The sequence below is a fragment of the Streptomyces sp. NRRL S-495 genome (assembly GCF_000966955.1).
Lineage (GTDB): Bacteria > Actinomycetota > Actinomycetes > Streptomycetales > Streptomycetaceae > Kitasatospora > Kitasatospora purpeofusca.
Genome location: NZ_JZWY01000204.1, coordinates 13,138 through 33,883, shown reverse-complemented (window position 1 = coordinate 33,883; position 20,746 = coordinate 13,138). Strand labels below are relative to the sequence as shown.

The 20,746-nt window shown below is 69.2% G+C and carries 17 protein-coding genes; 10 read left to right on the top strand and 7 right to left on the bottom strand.

The window, feature by feature from the left end; translation table 11 throughout:
• The 3 genes from VR45_RS12835 to VR45_RS12825 form a co-directional block, all read left to right on the top strand.
• The coding region (locus VR45_RS12835; protein ID WP_159394203.1) for an ATP-binding cassette domain-containing protein at window positions 1-436 on the top strand (436 nt) is incomplete at its 5' end.
• A gap of 104 nt (window positions 437-540) precedes the next feature.
• Window positions 541-1,557: a permease gene (locus VR45_RS12830; protein WP_234325958.1), complete on the top strand. Its 1,017-nt coding sequence runs from the start codon at window positions 541-543 to the stop codon at window positions 1,555-1,557.
• Window positions 1,554-2,402 carry a TIGR03943 family protein gene (locus VR45_RS12825; protein ID WP_052709042.1) on the top strand — a complete coding sequence of 283 codons (849 nt, stop codon included), beginning with the start codon at window positions 1,554-1,556 and terminating at the stop codon, window positions 2,400-2,402. Before VR45_RS12830 ends, VR45_RS12825 begins: the two co-directional genes overlap by 4 nt.
• A 480-nt stretch (window positions 2,403-2,882) precedes the next feature.
• On the opposite strand, the gene VR45_RS44005 is transcribed toward VR45_RS12825, so the two are convergent.
• Window positions 2,883-3,353 carry a transposase gene (locus VR45_RS44005; RefSeq protein ID WP_107084172.1) on the bottom strand — a complete coding sequence of 157 codons (471 nt, stop codon included), beginning with the start codon at window positions 3,351-3,353 and terminating at the stop codon, window positions 2,883-2,885.
• Window positions 3,354-3,422: 69 nt separating this feature from the next.
• Here VR45_RS44005 and VR45_RS12820 point away from each other — a divergent pair, with 69 nt between their 5' ends.
• A complete protein-coding gene (locus tag VR45_RS12820) occupies window positions 3,423-4,925 on the top strand; it encodes a tyrosinase family protein (RefSeq protein WP_052709041.1) in 1,503 nt (500 codons plus the stop codon).
• Window positions 4,926-4,964: 39 nt separating this feature from the next.
• Window positions 4,965-5,288: a hypothetical protein gene (locus VR45_RS46895; protein ID WP_159394202.1), complete on the top strand. Its 324-nt coding sequence runs from the start codon at window positions 4,965-4,967 to the stop codon at window positions 5,286-5,288.
• Here the strand turns inward: VR45_RS46895 and VR45_RS42275 are convergent.
• A complete protein-coding gene (locus VR45_RS42275) occupies window positions 5,285-10,714 on the bottom strand; it encodes a tetratricopeptide repeat protein (protein ID WP_159394201.1) in 5,430 nt (1,809 codons plus the stop codon). The genes VR45_RS46895 and VR45_RS42275 overlap by 4 nt on opposite strands.
• A gap of 79 nt (window positions 10,715-10,793) precedes the next feature.
• Window positions 10,794-11,126: a trypco2 family protein gene (locus VR45_RS12805; RefSeq protein ID WP_045939833.1), complete on the bottom strand. Its 333-nt coding sequence runs from the start codon at window positions 11,124-11,126 to the stop codon at window positions 10,794-10,796.
• 559 nt (window positions 11,127-11,685) lie between these two features.
• Between VR45_RS12805 and VR45_RS46890 the strand changes: the two genes are divergently transcribed.
• From VR45_RS46890 to VR45_RS12780, 5 genes are all read left to right on the top strand, one after another.
• A complete protein-coding gene (locus tag VR45_RS46890) occupies window positions 11,686-11,823 on the top strand; it encodes a hypothetical protein (protein ID WP_159394200.1) in 138 nt (45 codons plus the stop codon).
• A gap of 168 nt (window positions 11,824-11,991) precedes the next feature.
• Window positions 11,992-12,237, top strand: coding sequence for a hypothetical protein (locus tag VR45_RS12795; RefSeq protein WP_234325957.1), 246 nt, complete (start codon window positions 11,992-11,994; stop codon window positions 12,235-12,237).
• Window positions 12,238-12,864: 627 nt separating this feature from the next.
• On the top strand, window positions 12,865-14,556 hold the full coding sequence (locus VR45_RS12790) for a hypothetical protein (RefSeq protein ID WP_045939840.1): 1,692 nt from the start codon (window positions 12,865-12,867) through the stop codon (window positions 14,554-14,556).
• Window positions 14,557-14,830: 274 nt separating this feature from the next.
• On the top strand, window positions 14,831-15,253 hold the full coding sequence (locus VR45_RS42270) for a hypothetical protein (RefSeq protein ID WP_052709043.1): 423 nt from the start codon (window positions 14,831-14,833) through the stop codon (window positions 15,251-15,253).
• Complete coding sequence (locus VR45_RS12780; protein ID WP_045939830.1) at window positions 15,250-17,319, top strand: Hsp70 family protein; 2,070 nt, start codon at window positions 15,250-15,252, stop codon at window positions 17,317-17,319. Before VR45_RS42270 ends, VR45_RS12780 begins: the two co-directional genes overlap by 4 nt.
• A gap of 184 nt (window positions 17,320-17,503) precedes the next feature.
• Here VR45_RS12780 and VR45_RS12775 read toward each other — a convergent pair whose 3' ends face one another.
• From VR45_RS12775 to VR45_RS48570, 4 genes are all read right to left on the bottom strand, one after another.
• Complete coding sequence (locus tag VR45_RS12775) at window positions 17,504-17,800, bottom strand: hypothetical protein (RefSeq protein ID WP_045939829.1); 297 nt, start codon at window positions 17,798-17,800, stop codon at window positions 17,504-17,506.
• A 17-nt stretch (window positions 17,801-17,817) separates the two neighbouring features.
• Entirely contained in the window at window positions 17,818-18,381 is a 564-nt protein-coding gene (locus VR45_RS12770; protein ID WP_045939828.1) for a recombinase family protein, read from the bottom strand.
• Between the two features lie 630 nt (window positions 18,382-19,011).
• Window positions 19,012-19,707, bottom strand: coding sequence for a transposase (locus tag VR45_RS48575; protein WP_234325956.1), 696 nt, complete (start codon window positions 19,705-19,707; stop codon window positions 19,012-19,014).
• Window positions 19,656-20,690, bottom strand: a complete 1,035-nt coding sequence (locus tag VR45_RS48570) for an ISL3 family transposase (protein ID WP_234325955.1) — start codon at window positions 20,688-20,690, stop codon at window positions 19,656-19,658. Before VR45_RS48570 ends, VR45_RS48575 begins: the two co-directional genes overlap by 52 nt.
• Between the last annotated feature and the right edge of the window lie 56 nt (window positions 20,691-20,746).

Sequence of the window (20,746 nt, the reverse complement as noted above, 5' to 3'; positions counted from 1 at the left end):
CGCCCGGCAACTGCTCGTGGAACTCGGCCTCCCGGTGGCGTCGGCCGCCCGCCGACCCGCCGGACTGTCCGGCGGCGAATTGCAACGCGCAGCGCTGGCCAGGGCGTTGGCGGCGTCCCCCAGGGTGATGGTGTGCGACGAGATCACGTCCGGTCTGGACGTGCGGACCCGCTACGCGGTCCTCGACCTCCTCGCCGCATTGCGCGAACGGTCCGACCTGGCCCTCGTACTGATCACCCACGACCATGCCGCAGCTCGCGCGCTCGCGGACCGGGTCGTCGTGCTCGAGCACGGGCGCATCATCGACGAGGGCCCCACGGCCCGGGTACTCGGCGACGCGCGGCACGGCGCCACCCGACGGGAGCTGCCGTTCGGGGATCACGAGGAATCAGCCGTTGGAGGCTACCGAACAGGGGAACACCAACGGAAGACCTAGATGAATATGATTATCACCGCTACTCTGTCCCCGCTCCCCGCATGACGGTGAGCAGACAGGTCTTGCCGCAATTCGGCGGCGAGTCGGGCTGAGGGGCGGTCGCCTTGGTGGAGACGAGTCTCAGCAGTACCCGGCGCATGCCGGTGCCGCAGGCGGAGACCCCGCCCCGGCGCCGGAGCCGGGCACTGCTGGCGGGCGTGGGGGTCTGGCTGGCGGCGGGGATCCTCGCCGCCGTGCACTGGTGGGACAGCGGGTTGTTCCGGGCGTGGCGGACGCTGCTGGTGGCCATCACCGTTCAGGGTGTGCCGTTCCTGCTCCTGGGCACGGTGGTGTCGGCGGCGATCGGGGCGTTCGTGCCGGCCCGGGTGTTCGCCCGGCTGCTGCCGAAGCGGCCCGCACTTGCCGTTCCGGTGGCCAGCGCGGCCGGCGTGGTACTGCCCGGCTGCGAATGTGCCTCGGTACCGGTCGCCGGCAGTCTGATGAAGCGCGGGGTCGCTCCGGCCGCCGCACTCGCCTTCCTGCTCTCCGCCCCGGCTGTCAACCCGATCGTGCTGGTCTCCACCGCGATCGCCTTCCCCGGCAAGCCCGAGATGGCACTCGCGCGGCTGGTGGCCTCGCTCGCCACGTCCGCGCTGATGGGCTGGCTGTGGGTCGCGTTCGGTCGGCCGGAGTGGCTGCGCCTGCCCAAGGGCCCGGACGAGCACGCCAACGCCGAGCGCAATCCGCTGGAGGAGTTCCGCCGCGGCCTCCAGCACGACTTCCTGCACGCGGGCGGCTTCCTCGTGGTCGGCGGCGCAGCGGCGGCCACCTTCAACGTGCTCGTCCCGCCGTCCGTGCTCCAGGCGTTCACCGACCAGCCGTGGCTGGGTGTGCCGCTGCTGGCCTTCCTCGCGGTGGTGCTGGCGGTCTGCTCCGAGGCCGACGCCTTCGTCGCCGCGTCGCTCACCGGCTTCTCCCCCACCGCCCGGCTCGCCTTCATGGTCGTCGGACCGATGGTCGACCTGAAACTCATCGCCCTGCAGTCGGGCGCGTTCGGCCGCCGGTTCGCCTGGCGCTTCTCCACCGCGACCTTCGTCGTCGCCGTCCTGTCCAGCATCGCGATCGGAGTGGTCCTGCTGTGAGCGTCAAGGAACGCATCGGGCGGGCCGTGCCGTCCCTGCTTGTCGCGATGGTCGGCGTGGCGTTGCTGCGGATCACCATCGCGAGCGAGGTGTACCTGCAGTACGTCAAGGAGGGACTGCGCGTCCCCCTGATCATCGCGGGCGGACTGCTGCTCCTGCTCGGCGTGGCGGGCCTCGTACGGCAGCTGACCCGCCGCCGGACCGAGCCGGTGCTGGTGTTCCGCCGTGGCGAGGACGGCACTGCGCACTGGCAGCTCGGCGCGGACGGCGACGAGCACGACCACGATCACGAGCACAGCCCGCGGGTCGCCTGGCTGCTGGCCGTACCCGCCGTGCTGCTGCTCTGCTTCACCCCGCCCGCCCTCGGCGCCTACACCGCCTCCCGCGACGGCGCGGACGCCACCGTCCAGCAGGCCGCCTACCAGGACCTCCCCCAGCAGCCGGCCGCCGCCGACCCGGCGACGCAGTCGGACGCGCAGTCGTCGTCGGCCGTCTCGCCGATGTCGCTGACCGAGTTCATCGGCCGCAGCCGCGACCCGAAGCGCAGCCTGGCAGGCCGCAAGGTCAAACTGACCGGCTTCGTCACTCCCGGGGCACAGCAGGGCGAGTGGTACCTCAACCGGCTGGTCGTCAGCTGCTGCGCGGCCGACGCACGGCGCCTACGGATCCTGGTGCACGCCAAGGGCCCGACCCCGGCCACCGAGAGCTGGGTCGAACTCACCGGCACCTGGATGCCCGCCCCCGACGCGCCCGCCACCGCCGCACCCCAGCTCGACCTGCTGGAGCAGCACTCCGTCCCGCAGCCCCGCGCCCCGTACCGGGACCTGTCCCCGGCCGAGAGTTAGACCGCGCAGGCGCCGTCGATCGGGCCGGGGACGGATCGTCCCCGGCCCACTGGTTCGCCCTCGCCGACCCGGCACGACGCGGGTCCGCTCAATGAACTCCTCCATCGGCCGCCCGTCCACCTCCCCGCCCGCGATCACCTCGACCACGGGGTGCGGATCGTTGCCGCCCCACAGTTCCACGACTGCCAGGCCGTGCTGCCCGGCCTCGGCGATGCCGACCGGCTCGCGCAGCAGGTCCTCGCGCAGGGCGCAGCAGGCGCAGTCGTTGGTCAGCGGCAGCTCGGCGGTGTCGTACACGCCGCTGGTGTCGCGCAGTTCGCGGTGGACGGTACGGCGGCCTGCGTCGCGCAGGTCGTGGTGGAGGACGACGCCGTCGACACCGCCCTCCAGCAGTTCCTGGACGGCGCGGCGGCGCTCAGCCCGGTGCAGCCCTGCGACCACGACGACCGGAAGCCTGTCGGGGATCTTGGGCGACCGGGCTCAAGTGCCCAGGGTTCGCCAGGACTTCGGCCGCGGGATGCCATTGTCGTCGAGGAAGGCCTGGAAGGCGGTCGACGGTCTCGGTATGGGGGTTTCGCCGGAGGCCGGCCGGCCGCCGAGTCGTTCGAGGTTGGCGGCGATGGCTGTGAGTACATGTTGCATGTGGGTCTTCGGCCGGCCTCGGTAGCGGCAGCGGCGCATGCCGTGTCCGTGGGTGAGCTCGTTGATGGTGCCCTCGATACCGGAGCGGACCGCGTTAGCGGGCCTTCCATCCGGGTGTCCGCTGCTCGGTTCGGACGCAGATTTGCAGGTCGCGGAGTTCCCAGCCTTCGGCGCCGCCGGCCTCGGCGCCCGGAGGGGCCCTCGGCCGCGCCTGAGCGTTCCCAGGAGATAGACGTCCGCACGCCGCCTCTCCGACCACCGGCCCGCGTCGATCGTACAGGGAGCTTTTGTGGTACTGCATACTCGCAATCACAAATGCTCCATATGAAATCAAAACGCCCGCCCGGAGCCTGGCGGAACGAGCCCAGCGGAGGACACATGACCACGCCTCAGACCAACCCGGCCGACGATCCGGTCATTGCGGCGCCGACCTACCTCGCGGACATTCGCAACTACTTCCGGCCCGAGGACGTGGCCCACATGGCCGCCAAGGGAATCGAGCTCGGCACCTACGACGGGGTGAAGAGGAACGCCCTCGTGGTGTTCACCCACACCGCGCCGCCGAACGCGGACATGCCCCCGGATGCGGCCGGGAGATGGAGCGCCAACCGCTCACAGACGTTCAAGAACTGGATCGTCAACGGCTTCCCCCTCGGTACCGCGCCGGCCGGGCCCCCGCCGCCGGGCCCGGCCCCGACCCGGCTGCGCAAGGACATCACGACCCTGACGGACGACGAGTTCACCCTCCTCGCGACGGCGTTCAACGGCGTACTGGCCCGCGACATCGAGGCCCCGGACGGCTACTTCGTCCTCGCCGGGAAGCACGGCCTCCCGGAGAGCTGGTGCCTGCACCACGAGAACCGCTTCAACCCCTGGCACCGTCAGTACCTGATCGAGTTCGAGGACGCGCTGCGCTCCGTCCCGGGCTGCGCGGACGTCACGCTCCCCTACTGGGACATCTCGACCCCGCTGCCGGGCCGCCTGCAGCACCCGCCGTTCGACCAGTACGTCCTGCCGGCCGATCCCGGCAGCACCGTGAATCCGCCCGTGCCCGGGTACTTCCCGTACACGACCCAGCGCTACTCGCTCGCCGGCATCGCGAAGAACCTCAGTAAGTACAACGTCCTCGGAGAGATCACCACCTCGTTGGCCCAGTCGCTGTGGGGTGCGTACAACACGAACGGCTACCAGGACTTCTCGATCCAGGCCCACGACGGCGGCCACGGCTCGATCGGGCCGACGATGGGCGACCAGAACGTTTCCTCCTTCGATCCGGTGTTCTGGTTCTTCCACTGCAACATCGACCGGCTCTGGCTGAGCTGGCAGACGAACACCGACGCGACCACACTCGCCGGATTCCGCACCACACTGGCGGGGCAGGACGACACCTGGCTCAAGACCTCCCCCTTCGACTCGCTGCCACCCTTCACCCAGACCGCCGAGCAAATGATCGCCACCGACATCTCGTACGACCGCCTGGAACTCATCAGCCACGCGGAGGGTGACATGGAGAACCTGTCCGGAAGCATCGATGCCGTCCGCACCTTCGCGTTCCGGAGATCCGACCCGGTATCGGTGCGGATCAAGGGGATCGACCGGCTGAACATCCCAGGGTCGTTCAGCGTGACCCTGCTCGCCGACGGCGAGCCGATCGCGTCGCGATTCTTCCTCCAGCCGAACAACCCACGGGGCTGTGAGACGTGCGTGAAGAACGGCATCATCAACCTTGACTTCCGAATGTCCCAGGACCAGTTGCTCGACCGGACGCTGTCCGTCCGGATCGACGTGGCGGGGCACTCTGACGAGATCGGCACTGCCTTCCCGCTTTCCCGGGCGGGCAATCCGACCATCAACGCGCGGCTACTGGTCGGCGAAGCGTAGGAGTCGCGCTGCCCCGTTCACCCTGGAGCCCTGGGATCCGTGGGACCCAGGGCTCCCAGCTGCAACCGGTCGTTCGTCGAGCCCGCCCTGAACGCCTACGGCTACCGGCGGGTCCGCGCCGAACTGCTCGACCGCCTGGTCGACGGCACCGACGCCCAGCGCGCCGGGGCGGCCCGGGCCTGGCACTGGACGGCGCTCCCCCTCGACCCCGGCGGACCGCTCGGCGACCGGTTGTCCTCGCGAGGTGGGCGCAGGCCTCACGACGCCCGGCATCCCACGCGTATCCACCGACTGGCGGGGAGCGTCGTTCCAAGCGTGCGCTATTCCTCCGCCGAAGCCTCAGCGGTACCGTGCATCGGCTAGGGCTGGGGTCCCGCGAACCAGCTGGCGACCTCGAGTGCCTGCTGCAGGGCTGCTCCGAAGAGGTCGGGGTGGGTCTCGGCCAAGGACCGCCGGATCCCGACGGCCTCCTGCACGGCTGCCAGGCCTTCCACTCGCCGACCCATATAGCCGAGCCGGATGGAGAGGTTGACGAGGGCGCTGGCGAGGTCGGGCAGGTAGGCGTCCGGGCTGGTCTCGGCCAGGGCGCGGTAGTGGACGACGGCCTCCTGCATGGCGTTCACGGCCTCCTCTGCCCGTCCTGCCCGAGCCAGGTCGTGGGAGAGATAACCGAGGGCGCTGGCGAGGTCGGGGAGATGGGCGTCCGGGTTGGTCTCGGCGAGGGCGCGGTAGTGGACGACAGCCTCCCCGGCTGTAGCCAGACTCTCGGCTCCCCGCCCCGCCTGGGCCAGACCGACGGCGAGGGTGCGAAGGGCCCACGCAAGGTCCGACGGATCCGAATCGGGGTCGGTGCGCGCGAGGGTTCGGCAGAGGTCGACGGCTTCCTGGCCTACGGCCAGACTCTCCTCCCGTCGTTCCGTCTCAACCAGGCCAGCGGTGAGGTTGGTCAGCGCCTTGGCCAGGCCGGGGCGGTGGGTGCCGGGGTCGGTCTGGACGAGGGTCCGGTAGTGGTCGACGGCCTCCTGAGCTGCGGCCACGCACTCCTGACCCCGCCCGACCTGGCCCAGGCTGGCGGCGAGGTTGTTGAGGGCCCCGGCGAGGTCGGGGAGGTGGCGGTCGGGTTCGCTCTGGACGAGGACGCGGCGGAGGTCGACGGCTTCCTGGGCGGCGGCCAGACTCTCAGGCCACCGCCCGGCCTTGCCCAAGTAGATGGAGAGGTTGTACAGGGCCCTGGCGAGGGCGGGGAAAGGAGTATCGGGGTAGTTGCGGACGAGAACGCGGCAGAGGTCGACGGCCTTCTGGGCGGCTGCCAGGCTTTCGTCCCGCTGCCCGAGCGCGTCCAGGTCGATCGAACGGTTGATGAGGTCTATGGCGAGGTGCGCTGCAACGTCGCTTTCGACGGACGTGGACCAGGCTGCGGGGCCGGTCGTGGTGGTCCGGGTCGCGGCGGTGCCGTCTTCCGTGTTCGGGGGCTCCTCCGGCCGGTGGATGTGTGTGGCCGGCAGCGGGTCGCGGTGGGGATGCCGGGTGTCGGGGCTTGTTGTGGCCAGTGTTCGGTAGCAGTCGGTGGCTTCTTGACGAGCGGCCAGGGCCGGCCGGTGGCGGCCGTTGTCCTCCAGTCGGACGGAGTGGTTCTTCAGTGACCTGGCGAGGCCGGGCAGGTGTGCCTCGGGGTCTTCTTCGACGAGGCGGCGCCAGAGGTCCACGGCTTCCTGGCCTGCGGCCAGGCCCTCCGGGTGCTGTCCTGCTTGCCAGTGTCCGAGGGCGAGGTTGTCCAGGGCGGTGGCAAGGCCTGGCAGGTGTTCCGAGCCCGTCGTGACGAGTGCGCGGTGGGCGAGGACGGCCAGCCGGCCGGTTTGGACGCATTCGTCGGTGCGCTCCGCCATGGCCAGCCGGTTGACGAGGATGTCCAGGGCGGTGACGTAGTCGGCCAGGTGGGCGTCCGGGTTCTTCCTGACGAGTGTTTCGCGAGCACTCGCGGCCAGTCGGATCGCTTCCAGGGATTCCTCGTGCCGTCCCGAACTGAGCAGGTGGACGGAGAGTTCGGTCGAGGCCGTGGCGAGGTCGGGCAGGTACTGAGTGAGGCCGGCCGCGACAAGCGCGCGGAAGCCGAGAACGGCCGTCTCGTTCTGCTTCATGCTCTCCTCGACTCGTCCGACCGCTGCGAGCCGACCGGCGAGAACGTGGCGGGCAACCGACATGCCGGGCAGGTGAGCCCCGGGAGTCGCCTGGCCGTCGAGCAGGTAGGCCTTCGGGTTCGTCGTCGCGAATGCGCAGTGGAGACTGACAGCCTCCCTGCTCGCCTCCAGGCCTTCCTCGTGCCTCCCCGTCGCCCCCAGTCGGCCGGCGAGGCGGGTCAGGGCATTGGCGAGGTGGGGCAGGTAGGTGTGCGAGTTCGGGCTCGCCGCGATGAGCGCGCGATATGCGCCGACCGATTCCCGGCAGGTGACGAGACCATCGTCGGCGCGGCCCACCGCGAACAGCCTGTCGGCGTAGACGGTCAGGAGGGCAGCGAAGTCGGGAAGGTAGTCGCTCGCATGGTCCGAGTCGTAATCGGGCAGGTACTTTTCAGGATGTGCCGCGGCGAGTGCACCGATCGCTTCCTGGATCGCTGCCAGGCCTTCCTCGTGCCTCTCCACCGAGCCCAGGTGGACGGCTCGGTTCGCCAGGGCCCGGGCGAGTTCGGGCAGATACTTCTGCGGCTTGGCCGCGCCGAGCACGTTCCAGGCTCGCACGGATTCCAGGCCTGCGGCCAGTCCGTCCTCCTCGCGCCCGAACCCGATCAAGCGGCCGGCGAGCATCCCGGCAGCGGCAGCGAACTCCGGCAGACAGGCGTTCCCCTGCGCCGAGACCACGGTGTCCCACGTGTCCACGGCCTCCTGGAGCGCGGCCAGACTCTCCTCCGAACGCCGCACCGCCTCCAGCATCACGGCGAGGATCATCAAGGCCCTGGCGAGGTCGGGCAAGTAGGTCCGCCCGTCGGCCTCGGCCAGCGTCCGGCAGTGACCGACGCCTTCCAGAGCTGCCGCGAGTCCTTCCTCCTGCTCACCGTAGGAGCCCAATAGGTTGGCCTGCTCGCTCAGTGACCAGGCGAATTCGGCCAGGTAGGCGTCCGAGTTCGCCGACGCCAGCGATCGGTAGAGGTCGGTTGCCTCCCGGCGTGCGGCCAGGCCGTCTGCCTGATGCCCCGTCTTCACCAGTTGGCTGGAGTAGTTGTGCAGGGCTCCGGCGAGGGCTCGCACGTCCTCGTCCTCGCCGGACCTGGCCAACGTTCGGCAACAGCCCACCGCCTCCCGGGACACGGCCAGGCTCTGCTGCGCGTGCCCGGCCAGGCTCAGTTGGAGGGCGTAACTGTCCAGGAACGCGGCGAGGTTGAAGAGGTAGACCGGATCCGCATCGGCGAGGGCGCGCCACGTGGGCTCGGCCTCCTGAGCGGTGGCCAGAGCCTGGTCCAGTCGTCCTGCCACCGTGAGCTCGCGAGCGAGGAGGGACAACGACCTTGCGAGGCCGGCCAGGTAGCGGGTTTCGTTCCCCTCGGTTGCGATGAGCCTGCGGTAGGCCCTGACGGCCTCGTCGGCCAGGGCCAGCGACTCCCGATGCCGCCCGGCGCTTCCGAGAAAGAGGGATTGGGTGTGTATCGCCTCGGCGAGGTCGGGCAGGTGTTCACGCGGATTTTCCCGGTTGAGCAGCCGGTAGCGGCCAGTGAGGACTTCGCTGAGGCGGAGGGCGACAGGGTTGAGGCGTCGGCTGTAGTCGGGCAGGTCGTGCGAGAGGGCGGTGAGGTCGCCGAGGGAGGTGGAGGGGTCGGCGACGATGGAGTCGAGGGCGGCGATCAGTGGGGCGGGATGGCCGGTCCGGGTCGTCGTGGTGATGACGTGGGGAACGATCCGGCGGTATCGCGTGCACAGATCGGTCAAGCGGGCATCGAGCCGGGACCGGAAGGCGGGGTGGGCAGCGGCACGGCTGTAGACGGTCAGCAACTGGGTGACCTGGCTGTCGTCGGCGCCCTCGACGAGTTGTTCGGCAAGGGCCGGGCCGGCGTCCAGGACGCGCCCGGCATGCCGCTCGGCGAGCCGGTCGGGCTCGAGGCCGCCCCACAGCCGGCCCGGGCCGGCAGGTGGGTAGAGAGCTCCGATCCACGCGGTGACAGCATCGCGGCGATCACGGGTCTGGTCGGCCAGAGCCGGCAGTCGGCTCCAGATCCGGTCGGCCTGCTCCCGGTCGTCGGCGCCGACCAGATGGGCGGCGGCCAGCGCCGTCTCCAGCGTTCCGGGGCTCAGCAAGGGCTCCAGACCACGTTCAACGGCGTTGCCGTGCCAGTAGCGGCGCTCATGGCGCAGAAGCCGGTCCTCCACCATCTGCGCCTCGTTCCCCGGCGAACCGCCGTCTGCGGAGCCGACCTGATCGGTCGGCTCGGCGGTGTCGAGCAGGTCCGCGAGAGCGGTCATCTGCAAGGTGAGGGCGTTTCCGTAGCCGTCCTGGTCGAGCGGTGGCGGGCGTAGCGTGTCGGCCACCGACGGCCAGTCGCGTTGGGCCAGCCCCTGAACGCGAGGGAGGGCATCGGCGAAAGCGTGTGCGGCGGTGCGGTAGGCGTGGGGCCGGTTCGCGAGGTCTGGCTCCAGCGGGGCCAGGAAGCGGACGGTGGCGGTATGGAGATGATCCTCAGCGAGGCTTGTGGCGCTCTTTGCGTGGTCCCACCAGTCGCCGTCGGTGCGGGCGAGGAGAAGGAGTTTCAGGGGCGTGTTGGCGGGGTGGTCGGCGGCGGCCTCGACGAGGGCAGTGAGCTGGTCGGTGCGGGTCTCGGCGTAGTCGAGGACGACCAGCAGCGGCCTGGCCGCGTGCCGGAGTTCTCGTAGTTGTTCCGCGCGGGCGGTGGTGCGTGGCCACAGGACGGCCCAGCCGTCGGCGGCGAGCAGGTGGGCGAGGTGGTGGGCGAGGCGGGTCTTGCCCTGTCCGCCCGGGCCGTGCAGGAGCCAGGCGCCGAAGCCGCCCAGCCGGCACCAGGCCTGCAGTTCGGTGAGGAGGTCGTGGCGGCCGTGGAAGGGGACGGTCTGGTGGCGGGCCTGGAGAAGGGCTGCGGGTGAGGGCGGGCGCTGGGTGCGGTCGGGGTCCTGGGCGCGGTCGGCGAGATCCTGGAACTCCACGGCCTGCAGACCTCCGCTGGGTCCGACGTCCCACTCCGCGAGGGCGGCGCGGAAGGCGGGGTCGTGGTGGAGGACGTAGGCGGGCACCGCGTTCAACCGGCCGTGGGCGGAGTGGGCGCGGTCGGCGGCGACGACGCCGGTCAGGAGGCGGTCGCAGAACACCGCAGCCCCCGACAGTCCGGCGAACGGCGAGGTACCGTCCGCCTGCCACACCGGCGGGGGCTGGTCGAGATCGATGACGTGCTGGTTGCCGACAAAGCCCGTGCCGGGGTTGAGGCGGCCGCGCAGTTGCTCGGCCTCCACGGCCCGGCCGGGCCGCTGGGCGATGTCGGGGGTGCCCCAGGTCTCGCACGGGGTGCCGGGGCGGTCCGTGACGGCGCGGCCCCAGCGCACCCCGGCGGTGGGCAGCTGCCAGTGGGCGCTGTCGCCGACCAGGACCAGCGACGCGTCGTCGCGCCCACCCGGAGTGCCGGACCACACCACCCGGCCCTCCGCCGTGCCGGTGCCACCGGGGTGGAACACCTTCACCCGGGTGCCGAACGGTCCGGCGACGTGGCCGGACGTGAGGACCAGGCGCCCGCCGACCGCGTACCCCGACCCACGCCCGCCTGGCCCGTTCACGCCGGCAAGCCGTACCCGCTCCACCCGAACCCCCTACCGCTCGGCCCGCGTACCGCCACGTGGCCGCGGGCGGATCATGTGGCGCCGGCCGCGGCCCCGGTTCTCAGCCGTCGATGCGCCCGATGCTGTTGCCGGGGCCCTCCGGAACCGGTGCCGCGGAGTGGACCAGAAGGTCGGTACCGTCGGGGCGCCTGGGGGTGAGGGTGAAGGACACCCGGTGGGTACGGCCCCGTGAGACCCCGGTCTCGGTCTCGGCGCCGACCGCCCACAGCTTGAAGCCGGCCTTGGCCTTCGCGTCGACTCGCAGCTCGACCTCGAACTCCATCTCCACTGGCCCGACCGCGAACACCACCCCGGGGTCGTCACCCGCCCTCGCAGCTGCTTCGAGCAGTTCGTCGCGTACCGCCGCGACCGCGTCCGCCAGCGGAACATCCACCTGACACACCCCCAACGATCCTGACGGTCCGTCATTCGATGCGAACACCGTAGACGCAGGACCTGCCCCGGCGCAGCCACTCCGGCCGATCCCCGCAGCCGCTCCCAGGCAGGCCGCAGGGGCCGATGACGTGGAGAGGGGCCACCGCATGGTTTCATCCAACGCAGCATCGTGGCGTTGATCCGTATCAGCCCAGGTAGAGCAGTCCAGCGACAGCCCAACACCGGCTACCCCAGGCCTGCGACCGTGCCACCGCCGTGCCTGTCGGCGCGGATCTGATGCAGCCGCCGCAACTCCGCCTACTTGTCGTAGTGGGACGGCACAATCGCACTGGCGCGAACTGAGTCAGCCGCTTTCCGAACGTGCCAGGACCGCGGCGGCTTCGGGGGGAGTCCACCTTCGGGACTGGCTGTGCGAGGCAGTCGCGGCACCTGCGGACGACGACCGGCCGCTGCCGGCACGGGCGAGCACCTCGCCGTCCCCGTTCGACGAGGAGCCGACGATCGCGATCCTCGAGATCGGCCTCGGTCTGCCGTGGCCCGAGACCGCGGACCGGTCGGTGCCGGTCCAGCTCGGTGACCTGCCGGTCGACCGGTGCGGCATGGTCATCGGCGACGCCGCAGCGCGGGACGCCTGGACCGGGATGAACGACGAACCGGCCGGCGGACTCGCCGACGTCACCTACTGGGGTAGGTAGGAGGACGACGCGAACGCGCAGTTCGGCGGCGAACGCATCCCACAATATGGCGTCGACGGACCGCACGGCTGGCTCGACCTCCCGCTGGCCAACGCAGCCGCCCGCGCCGCCGAACTCACCGCCTGGAACAACCGCCTCCACGGCAAGGGCCTCATGGTCTCGGTAGACATGCACACCGACTACCATCGCTTCCGCCGGGCCGGATGGCATCACCCGCTCCTCGTCGGTGCGATCGAGGTCGCCGGCTGCCCGGTGCTCGGCATCGAGTGGGGCCAGGGTGACCACTCCATGCGGCACCGCGGCGAACGGGACGCCGGCCAGGTCTACCCGGTCACGCTCGAAGCCGACGAGGTCGGAGAGATGGTTTTTCGGTGGACCGTCCCACCCTACGACTTCGCCGACGAAGACGAGTGACGAGCCCAACTCCGAGGATCCATCACTCACGTGAGACAGATCAGCCCCGACACGCGTGGTGCAGGAGCCTGAGCGCATTAGGGCCACAGCGGTGACCTGCGGCACGAACCACAAGAACCTATAACCTGCAAGGTCGTCGACCCCTCCTGGCCAACTCCCCTGCCCCGGCCAGCTTCCAGACTGCTGACGAATCACTCCTCCCCCTGTATACCGATCAACTGTCGTCCTTCCGAGCCCAGCACCCCCGACCGGCCGACCGGCTCGGCGAGGCCAGTCGCCAGCCAAGGAATCGACACGGAAGAATCGAGACGGGACGGCACGTCCGGGTCGGTGAGCCAGGTCTCCCCGGTCAGCCCGAGGCCTCTCCGGATACCCGCACTGCGTCGAGGTACCCCGCGTTGATGAGGGCGTCCCGGAGATCCGAGATGTGCTGGTCGTAGCGGGTGTCGGTGGGGTTCATCTGGACTGCCCGGGCCAGCATGAGCAAGCTGTTGAGGGAGTACGGAGAATGACCCTGCTCCACGGCGCTCCGCCAGCGATCCCGAGCCACCTCTCGCCAAGGTCACGATACGTACGAGACCAGATGGATTGTCAGGCCGTCCGGGTAGCCTGTCGGCTGTGCACGAGATGACGGACCCGGTCGCCGCCCGGCGCGCGGCGAAGGCCGTGGAACGAGAGCGCCTGACACGGGCAAATGAACGCCGGGAGGGGCAGAGTCCCTCGGGTGTGAGCGGTTTCGTCCTGCGCAAGTGGCGTTGGCTCGGTGTCGGGGGCAGCGAGGCCGTCGAAGCCGTGCTGGCAATGCTTTCGGAGATGGTGGCGCTCGCCGGAATACCCGAAACGGAGAGGGCAGTGCTCACGCGGGCGCTCGGAGGGGATCCGGACCGCGAGGTCTTGTTGCCCGCGGTCCAGACCGGGCTGAGCCACCTGTCGGCGGCGTCGGTCCTCGGCCACATGCGCAACCTCTGGGGCACCGGAGTGCGCTGGATCAACGAGGCGGGCCTGGAACGGTGCCGATTGCTGTGTTCGACAGCGCCCGGCCTGGACCTCGTCGGCAAGCGTGCCCTCTCAGTGACAGGCGGTCCCGCATACTCCCTCTTTGCGACCGCGGTCACCCGTGGCGCGATCCCCATCCCCAACCGCTTCCTGGACGAGCTTCTCGCCTGGGCTCCGCTGACCGTCATCGACGATCTGATAGACCGTGGTGGTCTCCTGGCCGAGGACATGCCCTGGCAGGCACGCGATGACCAGGAGAGTCTCTATCTGCGTGCGCGCCTCGTACCGGAGAAGACTACCGATGAGGAGGCGCGACAACTCGGCTGGCAGGCCTATCTACGCCGACAGGCCTTCATGAGCGGCGAGACGCTCATCCGGCAGGAACCGGACGATCCGTGGGACCTCCTGTACGACGTCGTACTGGACGGAGACACAGCCGCTCTCGATGCGCTTGACGCCGCTCTGCCCCGAGCCCAGCAGATCGAATTGCGCGATCTCAAGTCGGGCGCTGTGTCCGGTCAATGGCCGCTGAGCATGGGTGAGGACCGCGGGCTCTGGCGCCTGATGGCAACTCTGTGGAAGCCACAGGAGCTCATCGACGCCGGACGCAGTCCCTTCTACGCACTCGTCGGCGCGAACCGGGCTTACAACCTGGTCAGGGCCGGCGAGACGGAGGCGGCGGCACTTCAGGCGCATTCCCTCACCCGCGGCGGTAGCGGCCGGAAGGTCCCCGCAGAGCTGGTCCAGGAGGGGCATGCCATCGCCGCGTACGCGGCGATGCAACAGAGCGAGACGCTCGAATCGGCTGTAGCACGGAAGAAACTGCTCGACTCCGCCGAAGAACACGCCGAGAAGGCTGCGGCGCAGCGCGGTGCCGCAGCCGAGCGGAACCTCCGGCTCCTGCGCGCGTGGAGGGGGACGAAGCGGAACGACCGCAGCCCGTTCAGCAATCCGTTCCTTGACATCGGTCTGGATCACGGTGCCGACGGTTGGGAGGAACGTTGCCGGGAGATATTCCGTCACCACGAGGGAGATGCCAAGGCCCAGTCCGCTCTGAACTTGGCCGAGGACCGTATTCGTGGCGCGCTGCGCGAAGAAGCGGGCTGGGATGTCTTCTACCGGTTGCCACTTGACCCGCCGCGGTACGTCATACCCTCTCAGGTGCCGCGACATCTTGTGCCTCCGGTGGAAGCCCTGCCCCGCCGGACCCCGATGACAAGTGCCGACGAGTTGGAGGCCATCCGCGCCCGCGCCGCCGTCGAACTCCTCGGCGATTTCCGGACTACTGCCCCCCATCTCGACCGCCACAGTTCCCCGCGATGACCGCTGCGACGTCCGCTTCCTGGTTCACCGCCCCTACCCGAACGAAGCAGAGCCGAGCCTGATGTCTGCAAAGAATGAGAAGTCTCCCAGGAGCGAGCGCCCCCGCCTCCGCTGCCCAGTCTGCGGCCGGGTACTGGCCGGTGCGAGGAGTTCGGAGCCACCCCATAAACCTGGGGGCCTGAGGCGTCACAGGAAACGGGGCTCCCAGCCCTCGGCCGAGTCGGTGCGGACGAGCGCTGGTGATTCTCCCGTCCGCCCCGACCCGATCGACGCGATGACGGTGATCAAGGGAGTTGTGGAACGCGTCCCGGAGGCGCTGGAGGCTGCCGGGTCCGACGAGGTGCCGCCGCCTGGGGTGCTTGCCGCGGCCGTGCGCAAGGCGGTGCTGGACGAATTCCGTACGCGCGCCCAGTTTGCCGGACGCCTCGCCGAAATCGACGCGCTGCTTCGGTCCCGCGCCGGAGACAGCCGCGAGGTGGTCGAGAGTGCGATGAGCGCACATCTGCGAGAACTGCGGCTGCTGCGAGTCACGGAACCAGAAGCAAGCGACCGGTTCGTAGTGACGGAGGGCACGGGAGACGCCCTCGAGTTGCTGAGTCCGGCATACGTCGACGAGTTGACAGGGAAAGTCATTCTTGCGGGACAACTCCGGCGCGTCGCCGGCCCCGCTGCTACGGGGTGGGGGGAGGAAGCATGACGGCAGCCGGAATTGACTTCGGGACCACCAACTCTGTCGCCGCACAGTGGAACGGCGAGTACGTCGAATTGCTCGAGGTCGGTGGGCAAGGCCTGGACGCCAACTGGAGGCGCAGGGGCTTCGAGCTGCTCTACCCGTCGGTTGTCGGCACGAGTTCCCTGCGGCCGGGCACGCTATTCGGTTGGGAGGCGAAACTCCGTTCTGAGCAGGCCGTCGAGGCGTGCAAGCGGATGCTGCGGGAGGAACCGTTCGTCAAGCTGGGCGGTGAACGGTTCGCTGCGACCACCGCCGCGGCCGGCGTCTTCCACGCCATCGCCAGGGCCGCCGAGGAGGAAGCCGCCACCGAGATCCGCGAGGCCGTCGTCACGGTGCCCGCCAACGCGACCGGCGCGGCCCGGTTCCGTACGCGCGAGGCAGCCCGTGCCGCCGGAATCACGGTCCGCACGCTGCTGAACGAACCGACGGCAGCTGCGATCGCTTACGCCCACGAGATGGAGGTCGACGGCGAGTTCCTGGTCTTCGACTGGGGCGGCGGCACGATGGACGCCACCCTGCTCCTGCACGACGACGGTTTCTTCGACGAAAAGGCGAGCCGAGGAGTGAGCCGCCTCGGCGGCCTGGAGATCGACGCTCGGCTGCGCAGCATGGTCCTCGACCGGGCGCCCGCTCGCGGGCGCTGGAGCGATTCAGAGAAGCGGATGTTCGCCCTTGACATTGAGCGGGCCAAGATCCTGCTCTCCCATCAAGAGTCGGTCGGCGTCCAGACGCCTGACGGTGCCCTCGTCGAGATCGGACAGGACGAGTTCTCCGAGGCCATCCAGGACCTCATCAGCCGTGCGCTCGATCCCGTGGAAGAATGCCTGGAGCAGGCCCGGATGGATCCCCGGGATCTCACTGCCGTACTGATGATCGGTGGCAGCAGCCAGATCCCAGCGGTACGCACCGCGGTCTCCGAAGCGCTCGACTGCGAACTCGTCGACACCGCACTGTGCGACCCCATGACTGCGGTGGCCGAAGGAGCCGCGATCAGCGCGGCGGCCATGGACGGCGAGCTGAACAGCATCATCCGTGTGGTCAACACGCACGCCCTCGGCACGATCACCAAGGACCGCGAGGGTCGGCGAGGATTCAGCGCCCTCATCGACCGGAACATGCGCCTGCCCCAGCAGCGCATGAAGTCATACGAACCGCACAAGGACAACGTCTCCCGCCTGACCGTGGAGGTCTGGGAGGGAGACCCGGACCGCGATGTAGACCACCCGGACAACGTCAAACTGGCTGACCTCGTCCTCACGTACCCCCGGCCGTGCACAGGCGAGGATAGGGTCTTCGATCTGGAGTACACCTACAGCAAGGAAGGACTGCTGACCGTCAAGGCGACCCTTCAGAAGACCGGAGAGGTCGTCCTCGACGGAGAAGTGAAGGTGTTCGGGGACGGGAACGTCCTGCCGGAGGTCAGGAAGGAACTCGACCGCCTACTCACCCTCGCCCCGGCTGCCCGGCCCGCCGCCACGCCGACCCACCCGAAGCAAGCCCAGGCCAGCGGCCAGGGGAATGGGGCACCTAAGCCCGCCCCGCCGCATTCCGCACCCCGTTCAGCCCACACGAGCGCCGAGGCGCCGCCGCTCATCGTGGACGGCTCCAACCTTGCTTGGAACGGTCGGCCTCCGCGCACGGCGGGTGGCAAACCGAGCTTCGCGGCACTGGAGGCGGCGATCCGATCACTGCGGTTCAAGCATCCCGACCGCGACATTCATATTGTGGTCGACGCCACGCTGCGCCACGATGTGTCCGCCGGAGAGCGTCTGCTGGTGGAGGCTGCCATCGCTGATGGGAAGGTTGTGCAGCCCCCTGCCGGGACCGAGGGCCGGGGCGACGCGCTGGTGATCAGCATCGCCGACGAGGTCAATGGGGTCATCATCTCAAACGACAACTTCGCGCCGTTCCAGAAGGCGAACCCTTGGCTCCGGAACGCGGGGCGGGTCCTCGGAGCCACTCACTCCCAAGGGGTGTGGGTCTTCAATTGGCGCATACCGAATCCGGCGGCACCCGGCCGGCCGAGGTAACGCGTTCGAGGTAGCGAAGGCGCGGACTGCCGCAATCGATGCGAGGGTTCCGCAGTCCGCGCCAGGACACGAATCGCACCACGGCCGCCCTGTTGCAGGCGTCCTCTACCGCACACCCCATAAACGGCAGCGGTACTGCAGTAGTGCCCTTGGTTGACGACGGCGGGCGCCGGGGCGGCTCGTCCTACTCGACCTGCCTCGAAAGGCTGACTGGTAGGTGCCAACCCTCGGTGGCCGGCGTCATGTAGAGCCTGGCTTTGAGGCCGATCAGCAGTTGGCGGCGGTGTTCCTGGTCGACGTGGGTCCAGGGGCCGGCGAAGCTCTGGCCGGTTTCGACAACGATCCAGGCGGAGGGGCGTTGTGGGAGGGCGGCGAGGCGGCGGCGTTCGTCGACGAGGACTTCGAGGGCTTCGGAGTACTCGTCGTCGCCGCCCGGGTAGTCGAACAGACCGCGACGTTTCTCGTCTCGGAGGTCCTTCATGGCCTGGGCGACATGGTTCAGTTGCTCGGCGTGGTCCTCGCCCGGGACGAACTTCCGGACTGTAATGAGCAGTCCGGCGAGGCGGTCGACCAGTGCGGCGACCGCGGCTGTGACCGCCCCGCCTTGACGGACTGCCCCTTGCACGCGGGCTTGCCGGTTCTCCTGACGCACCGGTAGTACTCGTAGACCCGGCCGTTGCGGGCGTGGTTCTCCTGTCTGCAGAGCGGATCGCCGCATCGGCCGCAATACACCTCCCCGAGCCACGGAGCAGCGCCTTTCGCGTGTTCGCGGGTCACCGAGAGTTCGTCCATCGCGGCCTGGATGGCGGCCCATTCCTCGTCAGTGAAGAGGGGTTGGACGATGCGGGTCGGCAGGTCCTTCTCGTCGCGGGCGAGTTTGCGGGCTTTGGACGAGTTGTAGCCCATGGTGACCGGGGAGTGGAGGATCTTGCCGATGCTGTAGGCGTTCCACTGGTTGGCCGGTGGGGCCTTGCGCTCGCTCGCGTACGTGTCGCCCTGGTGCTTGAAGACATAGGTGGCGGGAGTGTCGAAGCCTGCGGTTTCCAGAGCCGCAGCGATCATCCACTGGCTCTGCCCCCTTCAGCAGCCTGCCCATGTGGCGGACGGCCTCGGAGGTAACCGGTTCCTGCTCCAACGTCCGACCGCCACGCGGCCGGTCGACGATCCGGTACCCGGACGGCGGCTGCCCTCCCGCCCAACGGTCCGTCTTCCGCAAGTGCTTGTGCGCACCGGCCACCCTCGCCTTGATCCGCTTCAGCTCCCTCTCCGCGAAGATCGACGCCAGCATCAGGAACACCTTCGCCAACTCGTTCCCAAACGACGACTCCTTCCCGTTGCGGTAGTCCAGGGTGATCCCGTCATCGGTGAACACCAGGACCTTGTGGTCCTCCTCCGCCCAGTGCGCCACCTCCACGTAGCCCTGACCAGGGAAATTCCCTTTCACGAATTCTCCGCCCCGGCCCGTGAACCGGCCGGTCCCGGGAACCCGCACAGAGCCGTCACTCCTCCTGCGGCAGGATGAAGCGCAGCCGCATTGAGGTGCTGACGATGAAGGGGCGTGATCTATCTCGTCGAGACCTGGGTTGCCAGCTTCGGACCGTTGCCTCACGCCATGGAGAACTTGGTCGGCGTGGCTCCTCGCCGAATCGATGAGGGGTAGGAGCCAGCGGGACAGCCGTCCTGACGCGTCGGTCACCTGTAGAGCAGTACTCGCTTTCGGAGGAGCAGGAACCCGGCTCGGCCGAACATCTGCCGTTTGAGCATCTTGATCCGGTTGACGTGCCCCTCTACGACGCCCGAGTTCCAGGGCAGGGTGAAACCGGCGATGACAGCGTCACGGTCTCGGTCGATGCCCGCGGCGAGGGTGTGGAGGCCGGGCAGGTTGTCGTTGCGGACGGCGTCGAGCCACTCGGGCAGCCGCTGGCCTTGCCGCTCGGTGAGGATCTCGGCGAAGGACCGGACGTGTCCGGTGAGTGCATCCAGTTCGGGGCAGTGGACCAGAACGGCCTTGAGGCGTAGCTGTTCCGCCTCGGTGAGGGTGTCGGGGTGGCGGAGGATCCAGCCAGCAACCGTGCGAGGTGAAGGCGGCGGTGCAGTGACCGGATCTGTCGAGAGACGCTTGGCGCGGAAGTAGGCGCGAACTCGCTGGTAGCTGCCCTTGTAGCCGAGCGGCACGATCTCCTCCCATGCCTTCCAGGCGTTGGGGCAGCCTTGGTTCCAACGATGGTCCAGGTAGGGCTTGTACTCATCGAGTACGGAAGGGCGCCCCTGCCATTGGCCGCGGAAGAGATCCTCGGGTGCGGTGGCGTCGGCGAGGAGCTTGACAGTGCGGTACGTCATGCCGAGTTGGCGTTGGATCGCGCGGCGGCTGTGACCAGTGGCGAGCAACGCGTGGACGGCCGCATGGTTGGCCCGAGTCCGGTCGGCGAATCGGTGGCCGGCGGGCCACGGCGAGCCAGAGCTGTCGGTGGGGGCATTGGGCTCCTCAACCGGGCGGGGTGGCTCGGGCGCCGTGCCCCGTAGACAAGCTCGGTGATCGGCGACGCACCGTTCAGCGGCCTCGCCGAGGTTGTGCCAAAGATGCCACGGGTCAGCAACCTGGACCCCTGAGGCGCCCCGGCCGTGGCACCTTCCGCGAAGAACGGAGCTCGATCCCGGCAGACGACCTCGATTCCGGGGCGCTGCGCCAGCCACTTGGCCAGGGTGGACGCCTCCCGGTCGGGCAACAGATCAACCGGCCGTCGAGTCTCGACATCGACCAGAATCGTCCCGTAGACGCGGCCCTTGCGCATGGCGTACTCATCGACGCCGACCACCCGTGGTGTCGGCGTCTCCGGGTCAGGCAACGCGTCGAGCAACCGCAACACCGCGCTGCGGCTGACGGACACCCCGAAGACCCGTGCCATCCGGGCGCCGGCCCGGCCAGCGAGGGCGAGACCGACCGCGGCAAGCGTCGAACGCAACCGCTCGGTCCACCTGCTGTGCCTCCGCGTCAACCCTGACATCTGCTCGGCGAACGTCCGCCGTCCGCATGAATCGTCCGAACAGAAGAACCTGCGGACCCGAAGGCAGAGGACCACCCGCCGTCCCGCACTGGGTACGTCGGCTGGAAACCGCAGGTAGGAGCTGTGTATTCGACTCGATCGGCTCCCACAGTCAGAACACGCTGCCCCAGCGGCCGTACTTCGGGCCCCGATGCTGATCGCCTCGTCGTTCAAGTCCACCGATAGTACGGCCACGTCCGCGATGGACGGGAACAACAGCTCCTCCAGCCGAGGCAACGTCTCTTCCACGACGCCGCACTGTCGCCCACACCAAGATCGGCACTGGTCATTTTCAGGCAAGTTCTCGAAGGCCGATCCGAGCGTCATCGTCACTCAGCGTGCGCGCTTCACGGAAAGCGAGCCAGAACCCGTTCTCATGAACA

What these genes read in the sequence shown, in the direction of transcription:
- VR45_RS12820 (WP_052709041.1), top strand. Translation starts at nt 3,423, where the DNA reads ATGACCACGCCTCAGACCAACCCGGCCGACGATCCGGTCATTGCGGCG.
- VR45_RS12795 (WP_234325957.1), top strand. Translation starts at nt 11,992, where the DNA reads ATGCACACCGACTACCATCGCTTCCGCCGGGCCGGATGGCATCACCCG.
- VR45_RS12790 (WP_045939840.1), top strand. Translation starts at nt 12,865, where the DNA reads ATGACGGACCCGGTCGCCGCCCGGCGCGCGGCGAAGGCCGTGGAACGA.
- VR45_RS42270 (WP_052709043.1), top strand. Translation starts at nt 14,831, where the DNA reads ATGACGGTGATCAAGGGAGTTGTGGAACGCGTCCCGGAGGCGCTGGAG.
- VR45_RS12780 (WP_045939830.1), top strand. Translation starts at nt 15,250, where the DNA reads ATGACGGCAGCCGGAATTGACTTCGGGACCACCAACTCTGTCGCCGCA.
- VR45_RS12775 (WP_045939829.1), bottom strand. Translation starts at nt 17,800, where the DNA reads ATGAAGGACCTCCGAGACGAGAAACGTCGCGGTCTGTTCGACTACCCG.
- VR45_RS12770 (WP_045939828.1), bottom strand. Translation starts at nt 18,381, where the DNA reads ATGATCGCTGCGGCTCTGGAAACCGCAGGCTTCGACACTCCCGCCACC.
- VR45_RS48570 (WP_234325955.1), bottom strand. Translation starts at nt 20,690, where the DNA reads ATGACGCTCGGATCGGCCTTCGAGAACTTGCCTGAAAATGACCAGTGC.